Consider the following 23,545-nt stretch of genomic DNA (forward strand, 5'->3'; position numbering starts at 1 on the left):
ATGAGTGAATTCCTTAGCAGCCATGAGTTAATCAACTTGGAAGAAGAGTTGAGAGCGGCTGATCAAGCATTGTATGTGAATAAAAATTCAAAAGAAGGCCTGGCCAAAAGTTTCAAAGCATTGTCTTTGCGCACTGGCTGGGCCATCTATTTATGGGACAATGATCAAGGCTTGATGAATTTAAAAAGTTCCGAACCGCCCGCGCCTAAAACCAAATCATTCAATGAGGCCATCAAATTCGCCTTGGCCCGCAAACATTTTTCGGTTTTCATTTTTCCTATCAATGACAAGGATTCTTGGCTTGAAGCCAAAGTGTACTTTACTTCAAACCCAGACAAGTTTGATGGTGTGGTTAAATGTTTATTTATATTGGCCAATGATAAAGAACATCCTTTTTTATTGAAATCAGGCAAGCTGGTTAAGCTTAATATGGGACTGGATGGAAATTTCGTTCTGAGGGATGGTTCATGGATCAGCGCAAATGACATTCCTTAATAAAAACATACTGATTGCTTGTAGTGACAAAAAAGATCGGTTGCAATTTTTCAACTATTTTGATGATTTAGATGCTGAAAAAATATTCACTGCCAGTGATTATGGGCAGATGAATGATTTGTTGTCTCACAGTGAGGAAAAATTCGACATCTTGGCTTTTGAGATATCAACTGCATGGATCAAAAATCTGGAAAAAATCAAACAAATCATTGAGGCCAATGAAAACCTTAAATTGATTGCGGTGGTTTCAAGTAAAATGAACATGACTCCATCACAGCATGCGGAAATTGAGAAATATGTAGACGGTTTATTCTATTCACCCGTCACGCAACAAGAGTTGTTGGCCAAGGGGTCAGCAATGAATACACGCGCGAAAGAACAGCGTAATCATTCAATTGTGGAGTTGGATGACTTTCTGGGCTTGCATTTCCAATTGACCAGCTTACCAAAGGCACTGATTGATACATCTACCCATCAAATCATTGAAGTCAACGATGCATTTGTTAATGAATTTAAAATCAAAAACAAACAATCAAAAGGTCAAGTATGGCATCAGGTATGTCAATTGAAAAACCAAAGTGATGTTGAAAAAGTTCATGCTCGATTGAATGAAACAGGTCAATACACTCAAAATGTTGGGTTTGAAGTAGGATCTAAAATCATCCCGGTTCAGTTGAACTTTTATACCACTGTATTTGATGATAAAACCTATTATTTGGTGGAGTTTGTCAATCAGTCTGAAAAATTGTTTTATGAGCGCTTTCTCAAATACTTGAGTCAAATAACTGAACTGAACTTTGAACAAAAACAGTCTCAGCAAACCTTGCAAAAGATGCTGCAGTGGATGGGTTTGGATTTTTGCTTTATAGTCAATAATAACTTAAGCAACCAGAACCAAAAATTACTGTGGGATAGTTCACTGAATAACTATGCCGAGTATTATATTGGTTGTGAACATGATTTTATCGACAGGAAGTTAAAGACTGATTTGGATTTCGATATTGAGAAAGGCGCCAACAAAGACATTCCCGGTGATGAGTTTTTAAGTTTTTATGGTGTCTCCTCTTTTATGGCTTTTAACTGTTCAATTGACAATGAAAATCAAGTTACATTAGTGGTTGGAAGTATTAAAAATGTCCATAAATGGAATTCATTCAAAATTCTATTTGGTCAATTGGCATTGCACTATAAGCAAACCATGGCGTTTAAGGCATTACAGTTTTCACATGAGTCGGAAAGCCAATATGATGTGTTAACCGAGCTGATGAACAGGCGATATATCGTTAAGCGCATTGAACAATCCATTGATAACAATATACATAGCCATGTAGGGCTTGCAGTTTTATTTATAGATTTGGATCGTTTTAAAGTCATCAATGATTCATTGGGTCATGATGTGGGTGATGATGTGTTGGTTAAAATTGCTCAAATTTTGAAAAACAATGTTCAAGATTATGGTGTTGCTGCTCGGTACGCAGGCGATGAATTTTTGGTTCTGCTTGATAAACAAGTGAATCAAGAAACGGTCAATGAAATTGCGAAAAACATCCTGATTGATGCCGCTAACCCCATTAAATTAAACAATGGCAGTGAAATCAAACTCACTTTATCAATCGGCGGGGCATATTTTCCAGAACATGGTAGTACGGTCAGTAAATTAATTAAGCATGCAGACATTGCACTTTATAATGCCAAGTTGAATGGGAAGAATAGATTCACCATATATAACAATACACTCGATGGCGACCAAGCCAAGCAAAGCGAAGAAATGGTTCGGAACCTTCAAGCTGCCATCGAGCTTGATCAAATCGAAGTGTATTACCAACCCAAAATTAACGCGTCCACAGAAGACATTATGGGCTTCGAAGCCTTGGTACGCTGGGAACACCCCGAACTAGGAATCATCAGTCCAGGTTTATTCATTCCTTTGGCTGAACAAACTGATTTGATTTATCCCATCGGCTTATTGGTTATTGAGAAAGCGGCTGAGTGTTTGAAAAAATGGCAGAAACAATACAAAATCCCTTTGACCATGTCGGTAAATTTATCTCCCATTCAATTGAATGACAAAGATTTGACCAGCAAAATAAGCCACATCATCGATAAAACTGGGATTCATCCTAAGCACCTGGATTTTGAAATCACAGAAAGTGAAAAGTTCAAAAGTGTAAAAGATGCATTGTTGATGTTCAAAAAAATAGTCAATTTAGGTTGTACCCTGTCAATTGATGACTTTGGTACGGGTCATTCTACCTTGGATTATTTGCGTAAAATCCCTGCCAAAACCTTAAAGATTGATCAAGTCTTTGTAAAAAACATAGGCCTGAGCCCCGATGACGAGGCCATTTTAGACGCCACCATCGATATGGCCAAACGAGTGGGGCATTTTATCGTTGCTGAAGGCGTGGAGACTGAAGAACAAAGACAATATTTAACCAACAAAGGTTGTGATTATTTTCAAGGTTATTTGTTTTGTCGCCCATTACCGAAAAAAGAAATTGAAAGGATATTGCTTCAACGTGAAGAAATATTAAAAAATAATTAACATGGAGTGAACTATTTTGAAACAGCTACAGTCCAAGCAGGCAACTCAATGAAATTAACAGAAGAAGAGAAGATGTCTGAAAAAACACTTGATGCAGAATTGGTAACACAAGCCCAGCAAGGAAAAATGTCCGCATTTGAATTGTTGGTCAATCGATACCAGCAAAGAGTGGCCAATGTGATATCCAAGTTTGTTAAAGACAGGCATGAGATTCAAGATGTGGCACAAGAAGTGTTTATCAAAGTTTTTCGGGCATTGCCTAATTTCAGGGGTGACAGTTCTTTTTATACATGGATTTATAGAATTGCTGTTAATACATCAAAAAACCACCTGGTTTCTCGATCAAGAAGAATTCAGAATACACAGGTTGAGTTCGAAGATGCGGAATCCTTCAATACCAATGAAGATCAAAGGAACTTAGACACTCCTGATGCAGTCTATGCACGTGGAGAATTAGAACAAACCATGTCAAAAGCAATTTCCATGTTGCCTGAAGATTTAAAGGCAGCGATTGTTTTAAGAGAAGTTGATGGACTTAGTTATGACGAAATTGCCGTCAAAATGGATTGTCCTATTGGTACGGTAAGATCAAGAATATTCAGAGCCCGTGATGCCATAGATCAAGCATTAAGGCCATTGTTACAAGATGAGAGTAAGAGAAAGCAAAATGTCAGATAAGTCAAATCAAAATATTTCTGAGTTAATGGATGGCGAATTATCCAGTGATTGCAGTCGTTTCTTGTTAAAAAGAATGCAATCTGATGATGCATTGAAAGGCAGTTGGAATCATTACCATATGTTGCGTTCATGCTTACAAAAAGAGCACAGTGCTCCATTGTTACATGATTTGGGTGCTGCTGTTGTTAGTCAACTGAATAACAGCAAAGTAGCAAACATGAGTCATGAAAAATCTCCAAAACGATTTCTAAAAGCATTTTCAGGAATGGCCATTGCCGCTTCTGTTGCTTTGGTGGCGGTGTTTTCATTCAATAACTTAAACCAATTTGAATCACCAAGTAATAACATGGTTTTTGCCAAAACCTCAAAGCAGTTAATCAATCCTCCAAACGCCAGTGTGGTTCGTGTTGAACAACCAGCCAATTACAGCAGGTACCCGTCATTGACACCGCAGGTCCAACAGTACATCAATGATTCGAACACCAGTTTGACCATACCCGTTTATTACAACACCGATTATGTCAACAGTGTTATCATTCAAAGACAATTGAATAGCACACAAATACCTGCTGACGAATGATTCGATTGGCCAGTGTGGTTATGCAAAATAACCACACAGTTACCCTCCAGCTTCAACAACAAGAGAAATGTGCAGGTTGCCCGAAAAATTGCAATGAACCACTTTTTAAGTTGTTTTCCATGAAAAGTAACCGCATAGACCTTAGTACCGACAACAAACAGTATCAATTAATTGACGGTGATCATTTATTAGCCAATAAACTTAAGATTGGTCAATTAATCGTGTTAAACATTGATGACTCAGACTTGTTCAGATCAAGTGCTTTGCTTTACTTCCTGCCACTTTTGTTGATTCTGATCGGAGTTTCTGTCGGTCACTTTGTGGGCAAATGGTTGGGTTTGTTGACTGACCTGTCTGCTTTGATGGGATTGGTTATAGGGTTGTTCACTGTGGTTTTTATTTTTAAAAATAAAATCATGCTAAAACACTTGAAATTTAGGCCAAAAGTAACGATTTTAAGACCTGAAGGCACTTAACTGTACAGATACAGTCTATAAGCGAATCTAAACCCAAATATAATATTAAGGAGTCAATATGAATAAATTATTATTGCTGTTGTCACTGATTTCTTTGAGTCATGCATCTGACTCAAAAGACATCAACTTGCCAAACTTTGTAGATTTAGCTAATTCAACGGGTCCTGCAGTGGTCAATATTGTTGCCAGAGATAATGTTGATGACAATCCAAGTCCGACCAATCAGCAAAATCAAGAGTTGTTTAAGTTCTTTGGCATTCCCAGTCAACCACAGAATCGAGATCGAGTTTCTGGTGGTTCTGGCTTTATCATTTCTGAAGATGGTTTGATCTTGACCAACAGGCATGTCATTGATGGTGCCGATAAAATCATCGTGACCTTGTTGGACAGAAGAGAGTTTGAAGCTGAATTGGTTGGTGAAGATGAAGCCAGTGATATTGCGGTATTAAAAATTGATGGAAAAAAATTGCCCAAATTAGCCATTGGTTCTGCAGATGACTTGCAAATAGGTGAATGGGTGATGGCCATCGGTTCACCTTTGAGTTTTGAGAACTCGGTGACCAAAGGTATAGTCAGTGCCAAGGGCAGACAAATCGGTTCACAACAGTATGTACCTTATATTCAATCAGATGTACCAATTAATCGTGGTAATTCTGGTGGTCCACTGATTAACCTTGATGGTGAAGTGGTGGGTATCAATACTTTGATTTATTCAAACACCGGCGGTTATATGGGAATTTCATTTTCAGTTCCTATCGATGTGGCCATGAATGTGGCACATCAACTACAAACCAATGGGGTGGTTAAACGTGGTTTATTGGGTGTTGGCATTGATGATGTCAATCAAGCGATGGCGGACTACTTGGGCATGGAAAAGCCAATGGGAGCCTTAGTCAACCAAGTATCTGAAGGCAGTTCAGCCGAAAAGGCTGGTATAAAAGTGGGTGATGTGATCATCCGCTTTAATGGAAAAACCATCAAAACCAGACAATCATTACCACCAGTGGTCGGTACTGTCATGCCGAACACAGAAGTGTCATTGGAAGTGTTCAGAGATGGTCAAGTTAAAAAATTGACAGCAAAACTTGGGGTTTTGAGTGACAATTTAACCGCCAATGTGGGCCAAGATGGTAATTCTGAAGTAAAAACAGGTATAGGTTTTTCTGTGAGTAAATTGACTGAACAAGATAAAGAGCGCACCGGTGAATCTGCAGGAGTCATAGTAACAAGCATCACCGAGAAGGACGTGGAACGTGCGAATTTAAGGGTTGGCGATGTCATTAAGCGCATTGGTAAGGTTGATATCAGTAATTTGTCAGACTTCAGTGATGCCATTGATAATTTGGACGATGACGAACCTTTGGTGTTGTTGGTTAAACAAGGACCGGGGAATACCTTTATAGTCATTGAACGATAAGCCTTATCAGTATAAAATACCCACAAATCCCATGAACTCCATGGGATTTGTTGTTTTTGGCTTAACCACACCTTAATAGGATTCAATGAAAAATATTCGAAACTTCTCCATCATCGCCCACATTGATCATGGAAAATCAACATTGGCAGACCGCTTTATTCAAGTCTGTGGCGGGTTGACTGAGCGCGAAATGGACAAGCAAGTTTTAGACAGTATGGATATTGAACGTGAACGGGGTATTACGATTAAGTCTCAGGCCGTTTGCTTGGAGTTCAAATCTAAAACCGGTGATGTCTATCAATACAACCTCATTGATACCCCAGGTCATGTGGATTTTTCATACGAAGTGTCCAGATCTCTGGCTGCCTGTGAAGGTGCTTTATTGGTGGTTGATGCTGCACAAGGTGTCGAAGCACAATCTGTGGCTAATTGTTACACGGCCATTGAAATGGGTTTAGAAGTTATTCCGGTGATCAATAAGATTGATTTACCCTCTGCTGATGTGGAAAAAGTCAAATTAGAAATCGAAGAAATCATTGGCATAGATGCTTCTGATGCGCTGTTGGTTTCAGCCAAAACGGGTCAAGGTATTGACGACGTATTGGAAGCCATTGCTGGTTTGATACCGGCTCCCAAAGGTTCTCCTGATGAGCCTTTACAGGCTTCAATCATTGACTCATGGTTTGATAATTACCTGGGTGTGGTTTCACTCATCAGGGTTTTCAATGGACAATTGAAAGTAAAAGACAAAATTCAAATCATGTCATTGAAATCAGATCAATTGGTGGAAGGCTTAGGTAAGTTCACTCCGAAAAGAACCCCTGGAACACATTTAAATTGTGGTGAGGTTGGGTACCTCAGTGCATCAATCAAAGATGTCCATGGTGCGCCAGTAGGTGACACCATCACCTTGACACAAAACCCCGCCAAAAAAGCCCTTGATGGCTTTATGCAATCTCAGCCCAGGGTATTTGCTGGATTATTCCCAACTTCTGCTGAGGATTACCAGAATCTTCGTGAGGCACTAGAAAAATTACGTCTTAATGATGCATCCCTTGCTTTTGAACCAGAATCATCGACTGCTTTGGGGTTCGGTTTCAGGTGCGGATTCTTGGGCATGTTGCATATGGAAGTGGTTCAAGAGCGAATTGAACGTGAGTTTGATATCGATATGGTGACCACAGCACCGACAGTGGTGTATGAAATGATTGATAAGAGCGGTAATCAAGTGATGTTGGATAACCCAGCTGATTTACCAGCGATGTTTGAAGAAATCAGAGAACCCATTATTATTGCCAATATATTGTTGCCGCAGGACCATGTGGGTTCGGTCATCAGTTTATGTATCGAGAAAAGAGGCATTCAGAAAAACATGCAATACCTGGGCAACCAAGTTCAGTTGACCTTTGAGTTGCCATTGAGTGAAGTTGTGTTGGACTTTTTTGATCGATTGAAATCAGTCAGTCGTGGCTACGCTTCTTTTGAGTATGAATTCAGTCATTATCTTGCCGGTCCATTCATCCGATTGGATGTATTAATCAATGGTGAAAGGGTTGATGCCCTGTCTATTTTAACTCACAGAGACAATGCGCAAAAACGAGGCAGAGATTTGACTGATCGTTTGAAAGAGTTGATTCCACGGCAAATGATAGATGTGGCCATTCAAGCAGCGATTGGTTCACAAGTTATTGCCAGAACCACGGTCAAAGCATTCAGAAAAAATGTGACGGCAAAATGTTATGGTGGTGATGCTTCGCGCAAAAAGAAATTATTAGAAAAACAAAAAGCAGGTAAAAAACGAATGAAGCAAATTGGTCGAGTAGAGGTGCCACAAGCAGCGTTTTTAGCCATATTGAAAGTAGACAGTTAAGAGGAAACTACTGGTGAACGAAATACATTTTGATTTTGAAGCATTTTTAACCTTAGCCAGTGCCCTGACTTTGGTGTGTTGGCTGATTGTAAAAATTAAATACAAGTCTGTCGAGCCTGATAACCAAGGGTTTATGACCTCATTGGTTACCTTTGGCTACTCATTTTTTCCAGTTTTCTTTTTTGTATTGCTAGTCAGAACATTTGTATTTGAACCTTTCAGAATACCTTCGTCATCCATGATGCCAACTTTATTGACCGGCGATTTTATCTATGTGAATAAGTTCTCATACGGTCTGAAGTTACCTGTATTGCATGATACCTTTATTGAAATAGGACACCCAGAAAGGGGTGATGTGGTGGTCTTCAGATTTCCGCCCAATCAAAAGGACGATTACATCAAAAGGGTGGTCGGTTTACCTGGTGACGATGTCTTTTATGACACCAGAAGTAAACTTGCGTACATCAATGGTAAGGTCATGAAACAAACGATTGATGGTCAATATGAAGGCTTTATCGATGACTTACAGGACCGTTCTCGGGTGATTCAAAAAACAGAATTCTTGACTGAAACAGGTCATAAAATCTTGACGGTTAATGGGGTCTCAAATCAACCTTTTAAATTCACTCGGTTGACGGTGCCAGAAGGGCATTATTTCGTGATGGGTGATAACCGCGATAATTCATCAGACGGCCGTGTTTGGGGTTTGGTCCCGGAAAGGAATTTGGTGGGCAAAGCACAGTTTATTTGGATGCACTGGAGAATACCGCACTTTTTTGAAGGTTTAAAAAGAATCGGTACCAAGATCATTTGACAATGATTTAACATCATTTGATAATAATTGAATTAAAATCATTCAATCCTAAAGATAATTAGAGGTAGCACAATGAAATCATTAAAGAAAGCACAAGGCATTACATTAATTGGATTCGTTTTTGTATTGGCCGTTTTGGGTTTTTTTCTGTTTGCAGGGATGCAAATTGTTCCCGTGTATATGGATCATGCATCAGTGGTGAAAGCCATGAAAGCCGAGGCAGCAGAGAGCAGTGGAAAGTCTCCGAATGAAATTAAGAAAAGTTTGGGTTTTAGGTTGGGTGTGAGTTATGTCACTGAAGTCAAATCATCTGACTTCAAAATTGTGCGTGGAAATGGCAGGGAGTTACAAGTTAAATATGAAGTGAAAAGACCGTTCTTATATAATTTGTCGTTTGTCATGGAATTTGCTGAAACCGTTCAACTAGACTGAATCAAGTTGAAAATCCTTGGTCAAAACATTGAATGGTCTCGTTCAGCTTTATTAGATCAAGCATTGACACACAGAAGTGTCGGTAAAAAAAACAATGAAAGGCTGGAGTTTTTAGGAGATTCAATCCTTTCATTGGTTATTTCAAACTTACTTTATCAAAAGTATTCAAACCTTACAGAAGGCGAATTGTCTCGCTTGCGGTCACAATTGGTCAAGGGGAAAACCTTGGCTGAAGTGGCCAGACATTATCAATTGGGTCCATCAATTAAACTCGGTCAGGGCGAAATTAAATCTGGCGGAGTTAACAAGTCCTCCGTTCTGGCAGACGCAGTTGAAGCCATTTTTGGCGCGGTGTTACTGGACCAGGGTTACGAAGTTGCCAAACGATTCATTGAACAGGTGATGACACCTTGGCTTGACAAAGTCAATCCCAGCGTCATCAAAAAAGATGCCAAATCCCAATTACAAGAAATGTTACAGCAACAAGGCTTGGAATTACCCGTTTATCAATTATTAGAAGAAATAGAAACAGATCAAATGACACAATTTAAAGTACTTTGCCACGTGCAAACATTAGACTTGAGCATTGAGTCCAAAGGCAGTTCAATCAAAAAAGCAGAGCAGTCGGCTGCCAATAAAATGATTGAAGCCTTGGAATTACAATGAAACTCGGCCCATTCAAATCAGGCTATGTATCGGTCATAGGTCGCCCCAATGTAGGTAAATCAACCTTAATAAACCAAGTCTTGAAGCAAAAGCTTTCAATTGTTTCGCATAAACCACAAACCACCAGGCATCAAATTTTGGCCATTCATTCAACTGAAAATGGACAAATGGTCTTTATTGATACCCCAGGAATTCACAACCAAAAAGGCACGGCTTTAAATAAACATTTGAACCAAACGGCACAGTCTTCATCACATGGTGTTGAAGTGGTGTTATTTTTGGTCGAAGCCATGAAGTGGACAGATGAAGACTTAAGGGCTGCAAAAGTGGTTCAACAATCTACGGCCAAAAAGATATTGGTGGTGAATAAAGTAGATAAGATCAAAAACAAAGAGCAGTTGATTCCATTTGTTGAAAAGATTTTAAATGACTTCGAATTTGATGGCATTCATTATGTAAGTGCTTTAAAAAACAAACAGATAGAACCTCTGGTTGATGTGATTTTCAATCACTTTCCTGCTGGAGAACCGATATTTGATGAAGATCAAATTTCTGATCGTTCCACTCGATTTTTTATCACTGAACTAATCCGAGAACAATTGATGGAACGTTTTCATCAGGAACTGCCTTACAGTGTTACGGTAAACCTGGAGTCCTATGAAGTCAAAGGGCTGATTCATCACATTCATGCCGTTATTTGGGTGGAACGAAAAAATCAAAAAGGCATCATTATTGGCAAACAAGGTGAAGCCATAAAACAAATTGGGGTCAATGCCAGGCAAGAAATACAAAAATTCATTGAGGCCAAGGTGAATTTAAAGCTTTGGGTAAAGGTCCAATCATCATGGACGGATGACATCAAAGCCATTGAGGCCCTAGGCTACAATGATGAATACAAGTAAATGTTTTAATCGACATGTATTCCGACCAAGCTTTCGTATTACATAAACGTCCTTACAAAAACAGCAGTGAGTTGGTCAAACTGTTGACATTGAAAAGTGGCTTGGTTGACTTAATCAGTAAGGGCAGTCGGAGTTCTCGATCAAAATTCAAAGGGATGTTACAACCTTTTGTTTTGACTCAAGTTTTTTACACCGGCCGATCATCTTTGAAGACCTTAACTGAGGTGTCCCAGCAAGCAGTCTTAAAACCTTGTCCTTATAAAAACCATGTATCAATGCTCTACTGTAATGAGTTATTGTTGTTAATTGGTATGCAAGATGAGGTGCACAGTGAAATTTTTAACGCCTATCAATTGACAGTTGAGCAATTGCAGAACAGCCGTTCTGTGAGTTTGATTTTACGAAAATTTGAGTGGTTCTTAAGCCAAAATATAGGTTATGAACTGAACTTGCCAGCATCAGTGAATCCTACCGATTTTATTGAGTTTGACCCATTGAATGGTTTGCAAAAAAGTAAACAAACAAAAATCTGTTCTGTCCACACTTTCAATCAATTTATTGGTCAGCAAAAGCTTAATTCAGTCGAAATCAAAGAAATAAACCATTTAATGAAATCAGTGGTAAATCACATGGTGCATGGTAAAACCATTCAAAGCAGAAACTTACTTTAAGCTGATAATCAGTCTTTACACAACCAGTCAATTCGTGGCCTCTTGTTGACTGGCTGGTTTTTTATTTATTTGTACAACAAGCAAACCCAATAAGCTGACTAATTGCATAAAATAAAATTTTGATAATTACGTCGACAATACATGATGATTTTACTCAATAAGGTATAATATTCCGCTTTATAAACCCATCAAATATTATGCCGATTTCCAAAATTTTGATTGCCAATCGCGGTGAAATTGCAGTTCGCATTATCAATACCTGCCGTCGCATGCACATCAAAACTGTTGCTGTTTATGCCGATGCCGATAGGTATGCCAAACACGTACAAATGGCAGATGAAAGCTGCCACATTGGATCGACTGATTTATCAGATTCTTACTTGAATGTAGATAAGATCATTGCTGCCGCAAAGAAACACGGTGTAGATGCGGTTCATCCAGGTTATGGATTTCTTTCTGAAAGGGCTTCCTTTGCTGAAGCATTGAAATCAGCTGGTTTGATTTTTATTGGTGCGCCCGTTGAGGCTTTGAACTTAATGGGCTCAAAATCAGCGGCCAAACAAACCATGTTACAAGCAGATGTCCCATGCGTTCCTGGTTATCAGGATGATGACCAAAGTGTCAATACATTACAACAAGCTGCCAATGAAATTGGCTACCCTGTTTTGATCAAAGCCGTAGCGGGTGGTGGTGGTAAGGGCATGAAAATTGTCCATGCAGCAGAGGACTTTCTGAATCAATTAAGTTCTGCAAAACGAGAAGCAATGAATGCCTTCGGGGACGATCAGGTGATCTTGGAAAAATACATCACTCGACCTAAACACATTGAGGTACAGGTTTTTGCAGATTCTCATGGTCATGTGGTGCATTTGTTTGAACGTGATTGTTCAACTCAAAGAAGGTATCAAAAAATCATTGAAGAAGCACCAGCCGCTGGTCTCAGTGATGCCACCAGAACTGATATGCTTAATGCAGCCATTAAAGCCACACAAGCCATAGATTATTTGGGTGCAGGTACCATAGAATTTATCATGGATGGAGATGATTCGTTTTATTTTATGGAAATGAATACACGTCTACAAGTTGAGCATCGTGTGACTGAAATGATTACAGGTGTGGATTTGGTTGAATGGCAAATCAGAGTCGCTCAAGGTGAACCCTTGCCGATGAAGCAAACTGAAATCCATGACAAGGGACATGCCATTCAAGTTCGCTTATATGCTGAAGACCCACAAAATAACTATTTACCTTCAACAGGTTTGTTAGAACTGGTTAAGCTGGCACAAATTGAAAATTCTGTGGTTGATTCTGGTGTTAGGACCAGTGATTCTGTCACCATTCACTATGACCCCATGATTGCTAAATTAGTGGTTTGGGCGAAAAATAGAAAAGTCTGTATCAATAAAATGCAAACGATTTTGAACCAAAGCGCTATTTTTGGGGTTAAAACCAACATGGCCTTTTTGTCGCAGTTGCTCAATAACAATGCTTTTAAAAAACATCAAATATATACCAACAGTTTAGACAATGATGAATTGGATTTATCGACTGAGTTACTGCCTGAAGTGATTGCCATTTATAGCCACCACTTATTAAAGCACAATACAGAAGCAAGGGCATGGCAGCAATCAAATGGTTGGCGCGTTCAAGGCGAGCAACCACTCGAATTACAGTTGACATTTTTGGGTGAAGAGCAAAATCATGTCGTCTCTTGGGAAGAGGGCGAATATTTAATTAATGGCAGTCATCATTATTTGCCACAAGCCAAAGACCTGTGCCATATTCATAGAAATCAAGTGCAAGTGGTTCATAATAATTTACGCTATGAATTCACATTACCAGATTATGAGGCCAAAACTTCTGCTTCAAATGCCAATGCGATTTATGCACCGATGCCAGGCAAGATCATTGAAGTTAAAGTGTCAGCAGGTGAATCGGTGAAAGCAGGCCAGACTGTGGTGGTTATGGAAGCGATGAAAATGGAATTAGAATTAAAAGTTGAACGTGATGCCGTGGTTGAAAAAGTGTTTCATCAACAAGCGGATCAGGTAACAGCAGATGCCATGCTGGTTGAATTGGAAAGTTCATGAATCTACCCAATCAGGTAAAAATCGTCGAAGTTTCGGCCAGAGATGGTTTGCAAAATGAAAAGCAAATTATTGATGTAAAGGATAAATTGGCTTTAATCAATGGACTGAGGGCTGCCGGTGTTAAGCACATTGAAGTCACCGGGTTTGTGTCACCCAAATGGGTACCACAGTTGGCCGATGCATCAGCTGTTTGTGCTGGATTAACCCCCGATGAGCAAGTCCATTATTCGGCGCTAACGCCTAACATAAAGGGGTTGGACGCTGCGATTGAAGCCGGTATCAAAGAAGTCGCTGTTTTTACGGCTGCCTCTGAAAGCTTCACTCAAAAGAACATCAACTGTTCGATTGATGAATCATTTGAACGTTTTTTGCCTGTATTAGAGAAAGCCTCAGCACACAAAATTAAAGTGCGAGGTTATGTGTCATGTGTACTGGGCTGTCCCTATGAAGGCAGTATTGAACCCAAAATGGTTGCAGAAGTTGCTCAGCGATTATTTGAAATGGGCTGTTTTGAAGTATCTTTGGGTGACACCATTGGAACAGGAACCCCAAAAGCGGCACAGCGAATGTTTGCCCTTACGGCTGAGCATGTTCCAGTAGATAATTTGGCACTGCATTTTCATGACACTTATGGCCAAGCACTGGCTAATATACATGCTTGTTTGGAACTGGGCGCCACTGTGATTGATTCATCCGTTGCTGGTATTGGTGGTTGTCCTTATGCCAAAGGTGCCACTGGTAATGTCAGTACAGAAAACGTCATTTACATGCTTAATGGCATGGGTATTGATACTGGGATTGACTTGGACAAATTAGTTGCAGCCGGTCGTCAAATTTCTGTTGTACTGGGCAGAAATCCCAACAGCCAAGTTAACAAGGCTTGGAAATAACAGGGTTTTATTGCGCTGACTTTTTTGAGTTCAGCTGAGACCATAAATCTTGAAAATCAAAGTCTGGATAAAATTGAATCATTTCATTCAACAGCCGTTCAGCTTTTTCTAGTTGTCCTTGTTCAAGGTATTGATTGAATTGTTGTAATTCCAGTGCCATCATAGGATCCATGTGACTTTGCTTGATGGTTTTTTTATTGCTCTTGAACTCATTCATCAGTAAGGCTTTGTTGGCTTTTAATGATTGTTGGTCAATGGGTTTACCCGTGATGGATTGTGAGTTTTGTTCTTGGTTCGCTTGTGGCAACGCCGCTACTGGAGCAGGCATTGATTTAGGTTTTGCTCGTATGTGGTTGTTGTCTTGGGTGATTTTAATTCTTTTGTATTCTACTGTTGATTCCTCTGTTAAAGATTCGGCATTGACTGATTTGGTTTGATTTTCAGCAGCATGGTTCTCTGAGTTAGGTATGGTCAGTGATTCTGTGCTTATTAACTCGCTTTGTGTCAGTAACCAAATCATTGGTATAAGCAAAACCACTGAAGCGGCAGCCAACCAGGGTTGCCTTTGCCTGCCAGATCCAAAATAATCATGTTTACTTTCTTTTTTGACCGCTTGTTTTGCATGCTTTAGTATCAACTCATCCAAATCTGCAGGTGGCATATCTTGGTTGGCTGCTCGATACAATTCAGTCAATTTTTTGTCTTCATCTTGTTGGTTCATTTGAAGCGCTCCATAGCCAGTTTTATTTTGTTTACAGCATAACGGTATTGGCTTTTTGTTTGTTCTATTGGTTGTGCTGTTATTTGCGCAATTTCTTTGATGCTGAAACCACTTTCATGTTTCATCACAAATGTTTGCCGTTGATTAAGGGGAAGCAAAGAGATGGCATGGTCGAGTGCTTTGGCCATTTGTTTGGTTTCAAATTGATTTTCCGGCTGTTTTAAGGGCTGTTCATTGGCCTGGGAGTCGGAGCTTGCGTCTAAGCCATTCATTGTTATCGTCCTACCAGATTTGCGAAACTGATCTATCAACAGCCTTCTGGCAATGGTATAGGCCCAGGTGGTGAATTTTTGTTGGTGGTTGAATTGTTCTTTGCTGTTTATAATCTTAAACCACAACTCCTGAAATATTTCCTTGGCATCATGCTCGTGGTTGATTGATTTTTTGATAAAGCGAAACAGAGGGCCTTTGTGCCTTTGATAGAGTAGCTCAAAGGCCCTTTGTTGGTTATCATCATTGCGACTGAATTTGAACATCAGCTGTTCATCGGTGAGTCGTTCATCATTGCATTGATTCGGCATCCATTCATTTTAATGTGATGTGGTTTAATTAGCCAATCCTTTGGCCAAAGAGACCAATTGTAAAAACTCACCTCGATAACCAAAATGATCGCTGCCTTTGGACTTTCTAGCCAGTGTCAATACATCATCATAACCAAATTCTTTCAAGTAAGTTCCTCCTCTGAGTATTTGGCCAAAGGCAGCCACCGATGCGGCAAATTTAAATTCTTGACTTGCCTCTGCCATAGTTTTGATTTGATTTTTCATGATTGGCCACTGTAAAAGCAGGCTGTTGTTTTCATCGGGTTTTTTGTACCTGATTTTCAAAAAGGCAATTTCATTTGAAGTGTTGTCAGACACTGGATTCTTTTGGTATCTTGATGTGGTTAACCACCCTTGTTGACCTTGTAACACCACTTCGTATATTGCAGTGACGGTATGGCCTGCGCCAATTTCACCCGCATCAACTTTGTCATTGGCAAAGTCTTCATTTTTCAATTGACGATTTTCATAGCCAATCAGCCTGTATTCCTTAACCGTACTGGGGTTGAATTCTATTTGAATTTTGACGTCTTTGGCAATGGTGAACAAGGTTGAGTTGATTTGCTCCACCAAAACTTTATTGGCTTCTTTTATGGTATCAATATAGGCGTAGTTACCATTGCCAACATCGGCCAATTGTTCCATCAAGTGGTCGTTGTAATTGCCCGTACCAAATCCAAGTGTGGTTAATGAAACACCTTTTTTACGCTTGGTCTCAACCAAGGTTTTTAATGCTTCAAAATCAGTGGTACCGACATTAAAATCTCCATCAGTAGCGATTAAGATTCGATTGATGCCTCCTTCGACCTTGTTTTGTTCAGCCAATTGATAGGCCAAATGAATACCAGCAGCACCATTGGTGGATCCTCCTGCGCTTAATTGATCCAATGCACTGGCAATCTTAGCTTGATTGTTACCTGGTGTTGGTTCGAGTACTACGCCGGCTGCACCCGCATAAACCACAATTGAAACATGGTCATTTTCAGTCATTTGCTTACTTAGTAATTTCAATGATGATTTCAGTAATCCAATTTTGTTGGGACTGTTCATGGAACCTGAAACATCCAGTAAAAAAACCAAATTTGCAGCAGGTCGCTCAGCAGTGAGTTTCTCAAATCCCTTGATACCAATATGCAGCAGATGGGCTTCATTGTTCCAAGGAGATGGGGCCATTTCTGTGTTGGCCAAGAAAGGCTGAACCCAATTTTCCGGGGATTGGTAATTATATGAAAAATAATTGATCAATTCTTCAATGCGCACAGCATCCTTGTGGGGTAGTTGGCCTTGATTGAGCATTCGGCGCACATTGGCATAGGCGCCTGTATCAACGTCAATACTGAAAGTTGATATTGGGTTTTTTAAAACGGATTGAATTGGTTGGTTTTCAAAATGTTTATAATTTTCACGGTCTTCCACCATGGCTGGGTAAGTAGCTGGTGTCATGGATAATTGATCTGACATGGCAACTGATTTTAATCGTGAGCCAGTTTCCATGATTTTAGGCTTTGGTTGTTTATGGGATTGATTTTGTTTAAGCCTTTCTGCGTTGACTTTACGTTCTTCGCTGCTCTGTTGTTGACCTGCACAAGCGATTAGCAGGGCTGTTATGCTGACTAAGAGAATTCGTTTCATCATTTAATCCTTGGTTGTAATACTTAATGCTATATACGTGCCAACCAAGAGTTTGGGTTAAATGGTTTTGATTTAATTTTACATTGCATTGTGAAATACAGTTTTTTCTTAAATGATTTTGTTCAATGCATAAAAAAAGGCGAATCATGGATTCGCCTTTTTTGGGTATTGATTGATGGGTATCACCAAATTTTAACCCGTTCTTCTTCTGGTAAGTACATACCATCCCCAGGTTTAACATTAAAAGCTTCATAGAATTCCGGTAAGTTTCTTAAGATACCATTGGTTCTGAATTCTGAGGGTGAATGTGGGTCGGTATCAATGCGTCGCAACAATTCTTCATCACGGTATTTACGTTTCCATACTTGTGCCCAGCCTAGGAAAAACCTTTGTTCAGGAGTGTAACCATCAATGATTCTGTTGTCGGTATAGTTCTTCTTGAATGCTTTGTATGCGATGGCCAAGCCACTGAGGTCACCAATGTTTTCACCCTGGGTGAATTCACCTTTTACATGGGTCCCATCGACTACGGTAAAAGCATCAAATTGTTTGACTAATTTGTTGGTCAGCTCTTCAAACCGAGATCTGTCAGCTTCAGTCCACCAATTTTTTAAGTTACCGTCGCCATCATATTTTGACCCTTGGTCATCAAAACCATGACCCATTTCATGACCAATCACAGCACCAATGCCACCATAATTGACGGCTTCGTCTGCCTCTAGATTAAAAAATGGCGCTTGTAAAATAGCTGCTGGGAATACAATTTCATTTTTGGTTGGATTGTAATAAGCATTCACCCTTTGTGGATTCATGCCCCATTCATTGCGATCTATGGGCTGACCTATTTTGCTTCTGTTTCTGTGAGTGAAAAATCGTGTGGCTTCTTTGATGTTTTCTATCAAATGAGTCCCTGTAATGTTCAATTCACTGTAGTCTCGCCAAACATCAGGATAACCAATTTTGGGATCAAATTTATTGAGTTTATCCAAGGCCTTAACTTTGGTTTCTTCACCCATCCATTCGAGTTCTTTGATACTGGAGCCATAAGCATCACGCAGTTGTTCAATCATGCTTACCATGCGCACTTTGGCTTCTGGTGGAAAATGCTTTTTAACGTATACCTTTCCTACCAATTCTCCAGCCAAGCCATTGACCAAATCAACGCCACGCTTCCACCTGGGTTCTTGTTCTGTGGTTCCAGATAATACCGTGCCATAGAATGAAAAGTTTTCATCAGCGAAATCAGCATTCAAATGAGTTGAAGCATTGCTTAATAAATGCCATTTGTAATATTTTTTCCAATCATCAACAGAATATTTTGTAAAAATTTGATTCAATGTGTCCAAATAAGGCGGTTGAGTTACCACTAAATTTTCAGGTTTATCTATCATGGTGTGAGTCAACCAACGGTCCCAGTTGATATTGGGTACCTTGCTGGTAAATTCGTCAAAAGTCATTTTGTTGTAGGTTTTATCGCGGTCTCTATTTTGAATGCGATCCCACTGACCTTCAGCCAAATCTTTTTCAATGGCATAAACTGTTTGGGTTGTTGCCACAGGATCTTTGATCCCAGCCAATGTAAACATATTGGTCATGTGCTGTTGGTATTTTTCTCTGATGCTTTGTGATTTTTCATCTGCTTTAAAATAATAATCTCGATCAGGCAAACCTAAACCGCTCTGTCCTACATATACGATGTGTTCATCAGATTTTTTCTGGTCTATATAGACGTACATTGACAGCGGAGAGGAACCATATATATCTGCATATCCCATGTATTCACTTAAATCATTGCTGTTTGAAATTTGATCAATTTTCATCAATTCATTTTTGATTGGTGTCAGGCCCTTGGCTTCAATCGCTGCTGTGTCCATAAATGATTTATAAATATCAGCAATCTTTTGTTCTGAACTGCCTTGTTCATTGTCCATTTTTGAAACCTCTTCAATAATGGCCTGGACATGCTCTCTGCTTTCGTCACCCAATTTATTGAATGCACCAAAGTTTGATTTATCAGCTGGAATTTCAAATTCATTCAACCATTTACCATTAACGTGTTGGTAAAAGTCATCCTGGGGTCTGACAGATTTATCCATATCAGACAAAGTGATGCCTGATGATATGGTGGGTTTGATTGGCTCTTGTTTAACTTGGTTGGGTTGACAGGCAGCCAATCCAATGGTTAAGCCAGTTAATAATAAAGTTCTATTCATGAATCCTCGTATGCGACAGAAAAGGACAATATTCTATATAGCTTGCTGAGTAATTGGATGTGTCTATGGTCATGAAAAAGCCAGCATGGGGTTTGTATTAACCATGCTGGCTTTTAATTTTCGTAGTAGCGTGGTAATCAACCAAAGGCCAAAGATTTCAAGCCTTTAATCACTTGGTTGATCCTCTTTTTGTTGTCTTTGATGAATGAAGCATCTGATTTTGGCAGTAACAACCAACTGTCTAATAAATGCTTGGCATGTTCATTGTCCTGAACCCCTTTTTCTCCTGACATGCGCTCTGAAAGTATTTGAACTTGATAGGCCATGCGTTGTTCCATGAATTGATCTGGGGTGCTTAATCCTGTCAAAAATTCAGCTGCAATTAAATGCTGATTCAAAGAGTCTGCATTTGATTCTGCAGTGGCTCTTTGATTAAACCAAGCAAGCAAGTTGTCATTTTTTGTGCCTGCGAGCTTATCATTCAAGGATGTTTGATCAATTTCACCTTGTTCAAATTGACTGTATATTTGATCAATTTTTTCTTTCAGCTTAAGTTCATCCGTTACCGCTTTATTTTTAATTTTATGTATTTTTTCATCAATTTGTTGTATCAGTTGATTTAACTCAGCTTGCATGAATTGCCCTGGCTTTTCTAGAGTGTCCCATGCTTTCAAGGTGTCTGCTTTAAAAGCGGCCAATGATTCAATGTCTTTATTGGATTTAAGGTTTTTTTGTTGTTTTGTTATGAAGTTTTTAACCAACTCTTTTTGTTCTTGTTGTGCTGAATTGAATTCTTCTTTGACTTGATTCCTTTGATTAAACAAAGCATCATTGGCTTTACGGAATTTTTTCCACAGTTTACGTTCTGTATATTGCTTTACGATGCCTGCTGACTTCCATTGATGTTGAAGGTTTTTTGCGCTTTCAATCGCTTCATTGATATCATCCAACTCCTGTAGAGCTTGTGCTTGCTCAATTAATTTCATTTTTTTAGATTCGGCAATTTGATAAAATTCATTGAGTTTTTGATCAATTCTATTGATTGATTTTCTCAGTCTTTTAGCCATTTTACCCCTTTGTTTCGGTGGTAATTGATCCAAGGCTTTTAATTCTTTGAATCCATCGCGAGTGATTCGCGCCAAGTCACGTTCAGCGGTATTGTCTAAATCACAACTGTCCATTTCATTAATCAACTGGTTGATCGTTTCCAAACGGTCATTTTGTACTTCACTGCGTTTTTCGAAGAAGGGTTGGGTGGGTTCAAACACGGCTTTTGATACATTTCGAAATTCCTGCCACAATGCCTGGTTTCTTGATGGGTATTTATCACCTTCTAATTTTTCCATGTCTTCCAATGCATACCATTGGGCATTGGAATCTTTAAGTTTTTTCAAGACGGCGTCAGGATGGAGCCCTTGGCCATGCATGGCAGCCACAGAATTGATGATTTCTTGTCGGGCTTTGTCATTACTCCACTTTTGCCAATTTCTTAATTCTTTAAGTCGGCTCCACACCTGATCTAAGTGGTATTTGTTTTGCTTGATAACAGGATGTGAGAATCCAGCCAGTTTCTTCAAACTGGCGATTTCATTGCTTACTACTTTGGCTTGTGCCAATTGACCGTCTTCAATCAATTGAATGGCTTGGTCTATCAAGGCAACAGCTTTATCAGCAGCTTGATCTCGTTTCATCGCAGATTGGTCAATTTTTTCTGCAAGCTTGGTGCACAGGTTGTTGAATTGTTCATTCAAGTGACTGAATGCTTCACTGTTTTTGGTGTTCTTTGTGGCCTTTTGCCATTGTGACTTAAATTGTCTGAGTTGTTGGGGGGTGGCAGTTGGCTTGCTTAATGCGTCATTGATGTCATCGACCACTTTAAACACATGATCAGGAATCTTTTGGTCTTGTTGAATTTGCTCCCTTAAGGCCAATAACGCTTGGTTGATTCGCTGGTGTTTTGCTTGGTCTTTGGGGTCAATTGATGAAACATCTAATTCGTTCAATGATTCAATGGCTTGTTGAATTTTCATCAAAGAATTGAGTTGATTGTGCTCAATGGAGGACTCGATTTCATTCAATTGTATGATGGTTCTTTGTTTTTTTTGTTTCTGTAGAAATTCTGTTCGGTGGTCAGGGTCGAGAATCATTCTTGCCGCTTCATAGGCGCCTGCAAATCGAAGTTTAAGATTTTCAGGGACTGTAGATTCCAAGTTAGTCCATTGTTGGTTGATGGCTGCAAGGTCAATGTCTTTTGAATTTTTACCATGCACCACTGAATCTAATTTTTGACACAATTCGATGGCTTTTTGTTCCAGTTGTTTGTCATTGCTGGTTCCAAGGCGCTGTTCCAATTGTTTTCGGAGTGCTTTGTTCTTTTTGGTTTTTTCCATCAATCGTTGCAGGGTGGACGGCTGACTGATATGTTGCAGTATGGCACTTTGAACGGCTGGGTCTCGCTCTTTTAATAACAAATCCCCTAAGAAACCTTGTTGTGTAATTTGGGCAATCGCCTTAATTTTGATGGAAGTGTTTTTGGCATCTTGAGCAATGGCCTGAATAACTTCTTTGTCATTGATGTGTTGAAATAAATCTTGATATTGATCGTCTTTATCAGCATTGATGCAGGCAACCAATTTACGCTTGGCCACTGATTTTATTTTTTTACTTTGGTGGGTGTTTACAATGTGATTGATGTCAGTGGGGTTTGATATTTTGTTGAGTGCAGCCAGTTGGACTTTTTCGCTGACGTCTTCAAACACAATGGTTAATAATTGTCCAGTAAGTTCAGGGTCTTGACTGGTTTGTATGGCAGTCATTCGGACTTTTTCGTTTGGGCTTTGCCATTTAGGTTTATTGAACCATTTAATAATACTCATTACGCCACCTGTTTCAGTAAGTTTTGATTGATGAACAACAATTGTTCCTCCGCTTGATCAATTTTCATTAATTGGCGGGCCATGTGATCCAACGCTGTGCCAGCAAGAAACCATTTGATGTGTTTTCGTGCCATGCGATAACCGCGGTCTGGACCATAGAAATCATGTAAATTAACGATGTGTTGATACATGACAGAAAGTATTTCGTTTTGTTGTGGTGCTGCCACCACTTCTCGCGTCTCTAAATACTGCCTTATTTGATTGAAAATCCAAGGGTTGCCTTGAGCAGCTCGACCTATCATAATGCCATCGCATTGGGTTTGTTCAATGACTGCTAACGCTTTGTGAGGGGTTGTGATGTCCCCGTTGGCGATGACTGGAATGCTGATGTGCTGTTTGACTTCAGCAATTAATCGATAATCAGCATCTCCTTGGTATTTTTGTTGTTTGGTTCTGCCATGTATGAACAGGGCTTGGATTCCATTGTTTTCCGCCATCTCAGCAATTTGCAAAATGTTTTGTTGGTCTGAATCAATTCCCAAACGGGTTTTCAATGTGATTGGAACATCCGTTGAACTCACCACTGCTTGCAAAATGTCATTCACCAAACTTGGGTCTGCCAGTAAAGCGGAGCCGCATTTTTTCTTGGCCACTTTTTTTTGTGGACAGCCCATATTGATGTCTACGATTTGCGCTCCATGTTGTACATTCATTACTGTTGCAGTTGCCATTTGATCAGGATCAGATCCGGCTATTTGAACTGCAATCGGTCCAGGTTCTCCGGTGTGGTCCATGCGAAATTGGGTCTTCGCCGTTTTTAATAAAGACAAATCACAACTTAACATTTCGGACACTGCATATGAAGCACCCAGACTGCGGCACAACTGACGAAATGGGCGGTCAGTTACGCCCGCCATGGGCGCTAACATCACTGGATGTTCGATGGGGTAGGGGCCAATTGAAAATGCGGGCATC

The 23,545-nt window shown here is 39.7% G+C and carries 20 protein-coding genes; 14 read left to right on the top strand and 6 right to left on the bottom strand.

What is annotated here, in order from left to right; translation table 11 throughout:
* The 14 genes from CCS90_RS13755 to CCS90_RS13820 all read left to right on the top strand — a co-directional run bounded on the left by CCS90_RS13755 (position 1) and on the right by CCS90_RS13820 (position 14,526).
* On the top strand, positions 1-495 hold the full coding sequence (locus CCS90_RS13755; protein WP_099020156.1) for a hypothetical protein: 495 nt from the start codon (positions 1-3) through the stop codon (positions 493-495).
* The gene (locus CCS90_RS13760) at positions 482-3,040 is read left to right on the top strand and encodes a putative bifunctional diguanylate cyclase/phosphodiesterase (protein ID WP_162846924.1); all 2,559 of its coding nucleotides are present in this window, start codon (positions 482-484) and stop codon (positions 3,038-3,040) included. Before CCS90_RS13755 ends, CCS90_RS13760 begins: the two co-directional genes overlap by 14 nt.
* A 48-nt stretch (positions 3,041-3,088) precedes the next feature.
* Positions 3,089-3,718, top strand: coding sequence for an RNA polymerase sigma factor RpoE (gene rpoE / locus CCS90_RS13765; RefSeq protein WP_281275193.1), 630 nt, complete (start codon positions 3,089-3,091; stop codon positions 3,716-3,718).
* The gene (locus CCS90_RS13770) at positions 3,708-4,298 is read left to right on the top strand and encodes a sigma-E factor negative regulatory protein (protein ID WP_162846923.1); all 591 of its coding nucleotides are present in this window, start codon (positions 3,708-3,710) and stop codon (positions 4,296-4,298) included. Before rpoE ends, CCS90_RS13770 begins: the two co-directional genes overlap by 11 nt.
* Positions 4,299-4,318: 20 nt before the next feature.
* On the top strand, positions 4,319-4,774 hold the full coding sequence (locus CCS90_RS13775) for a SoxR reducing system RseC family protein (RefSeq protein ID WP_180236536.1): 456 nt from the start codon (positions 4,319-4,321) through the stop codon (positions 4,772-4,774).
* Between the two features lie 58 nt (positions 4,775-4,832).
* Entirely contained in the window at positions 4,833-6,191 is a 1,359-nt protein-coding gene (locus CCS90_RS13780) for a Do family serine endopeptidase (protein WP_099020160.1), read from the top strand.
* An 85-nt stretch (positions 6,192-6,276) separates the two neighbouring features.
* Positions 6,277-8,061, top strand: a complete 1,785-nt coding sequence (lepA, locus tag CCS90_RS13785) for a translation elongation factor 4 (RefSeq protein WP_099020161.1) — start codon at positions 6,277-6,279, stop codon at positions 8,059-8,061.
* Between the two features lie 13 nt (positions 8,062-8,074).
* Positions 8,075-8,875, top strand: coding sequence for a signal peptidase I (gene lepB / locus CCS90_RS13790; protein ID WP_246027049.1), 801 nt, complete (start codon positions 8,075-8,077; stop codon positions 8,873-8,875).
* A gap of 72 nt (positions 8,876-8,947) precedes the next feature.
* On the top strand, positions 8,948-9,307 hold the full coding sequence (locus CCS90_RS13795) for a DUF4845 domain-containing protein (protein ID WP_099020162.1): 360 nt from the start codon (positions 8,948-8,950) through the stop codon (positions 9,305-9,307).
* 6 nt (positions 9,308-9,313) lie between these two features.
* Entirely contained in the window at positions 9,314-9,973 is a 660-nt protein-coding gene (gene rnc, locus CCS90_RS13800) for a ribonuclease III (RefSeq protein WP_246027048.1), read from the top strand.
* Complete coding sequence (gene era, locus CCS90_RS13805; protein ID WP_099020164.1) at positions 9,970-10,875, top strand: GTPase Era; 906 nt, start codon at positions 9,970-9,972, stop codon at positions 10,873-10,875. The genes rnc and era overlap by 4 nt, the downstream gene beginning before the upstream one ends.
* A 14-nt stretch (positions 10,876-10,889) precedes the next feature.
* Entirely contained in the window at positions 10,890-11,546 is a 657-nt protein-coding gene (gene recO / locus CCS90_RS13810; protein ID WP_099020165.1) for a DNA repair protein RecO, read from the top strand.
* 197 nt (positions 11,547-11,743) lie between these two features.
* The gene (locus CCS90_RS13815; RefSeq protein ID WP_099020166.1) at positions 11,744-13,636 is read left to right on the top strand and encodes an acetyl/propionyl/methylcrotonyl-CoA carboxylase subunit alpha; all 1,893 of its coding nucleotides are present in this window, start codon (positions 11,744-11,746) and stop codon (positions 13,634-13,636) included.
* Positions 13,633-14,526 (top strand): hydroxymethylglutaryl-CoA lyase, encoded by an 894-nt coding sequence (locus tag CCS90_RS13820; RefSeq protein WP_099020167.1) that lies wholly within the window; start codon positions 13,633-13,635, stop codon positions 14,524-14,526. Before CCS90_RS13815 ends, CCS90_RS13820 begins: the two co-directional genes overlap by 4 nt.
* A 7-nt stretch (positions 14,527-14,533) precedes the next feature.
* Here the strand turns inward: CCS90_RS13820 and CCS90_RS13825 are convergent, their stop codons facing one another.
* The 6 genes from CCS90_RS13825 to dusB all read right to left on the bottom strand — a co-directional run bounded on the left by CCS90_RS13825 (position 14,534) and on the right by dusB (position 23,544).
* Positions 14,534-15,247, bottom strand: a complete 714-nt coding sequence (locus CCS90_RS13825) for a hypothetical protein (RefSeq protein WP_099020168.1) — start codon at positions 15,245-15,247, stop codon at positions 14,534-14,536.
* Positions 15,244-15,828, bottom strand: coding sequence for a sigma-70 family RNA polymerase sigma factor (locus CCS90_RS13830; RefSeq protein ID WP_099020169.1), 585 nt, complete (start codon positions 15,826-15,828; stop codon positions 15,244-15,246). The genes CCS90_RS13825 and CCS90_RS13830 overlap by 4 nt, the downstream gene beginning before the upstream one ends.
* A gap of 24 nt (positions 15,829-15,852) precedes the next feature.
* A complete protein-coding gene (locus tag CCS90_RS13835; protein ID WP_246027047.1) occupies positions 15,853-17,481 on the bottom strand; it encodes a vWA domain-containing protein in 1,629 nt (542 codons plus the stop codon).
* A gap of 182 nt (positions 17,482-17,663) precedes the next feature.
* Positions 17,664-19,694: a M13 family metallopeptidase gene (locus tag CCS90_RS13840; RefSeq protein ID WP_211337080.1), complete on the bottom strand. Its 2,031-nt coding sequence runs from the start codon at positions 19,692-19,694 to the stop codon at positions 17,664-17,666.
* 137 nt (positions 19,695-19,831) lie between these two features.
* Positions 19,832-22,570 (bottom strand): DUF349 domain-containing protein, encoded by a 2,739-nt coding sequence (locus tag CCS90_RS13845; protein WP_099020171.1) that lies wholly within the window; start codon positions 22,568-22,570, stop codon positions 19,832-19,834.
* Positions 22,570-23,544, bottom strand: a complete 975-nt coding sequence (gene dusB, locus CCS90_RS13850) for a tRNA dihydrouridine synthase DusB (protein ID WP_099020194.1) — start codon at positions 23,542-23,544, stop codon at positions 22,570-22,572. The genes CCS90_RS13845 and dusB overlap by 1 nt, the downstream gene beginning before the upstream one ends.
* Position 23,545 lies beyond the last annotated feature (1 nt).

It is taken from the genome of Marinicella litoralis (assembly GCF_002591915.1).
GTDB lineage: Bacteria > Pseudomonadota > Gammaproteobacteria > Xanthomonadales > Marinicellaceae > Marinicella > Marinicella litoralis.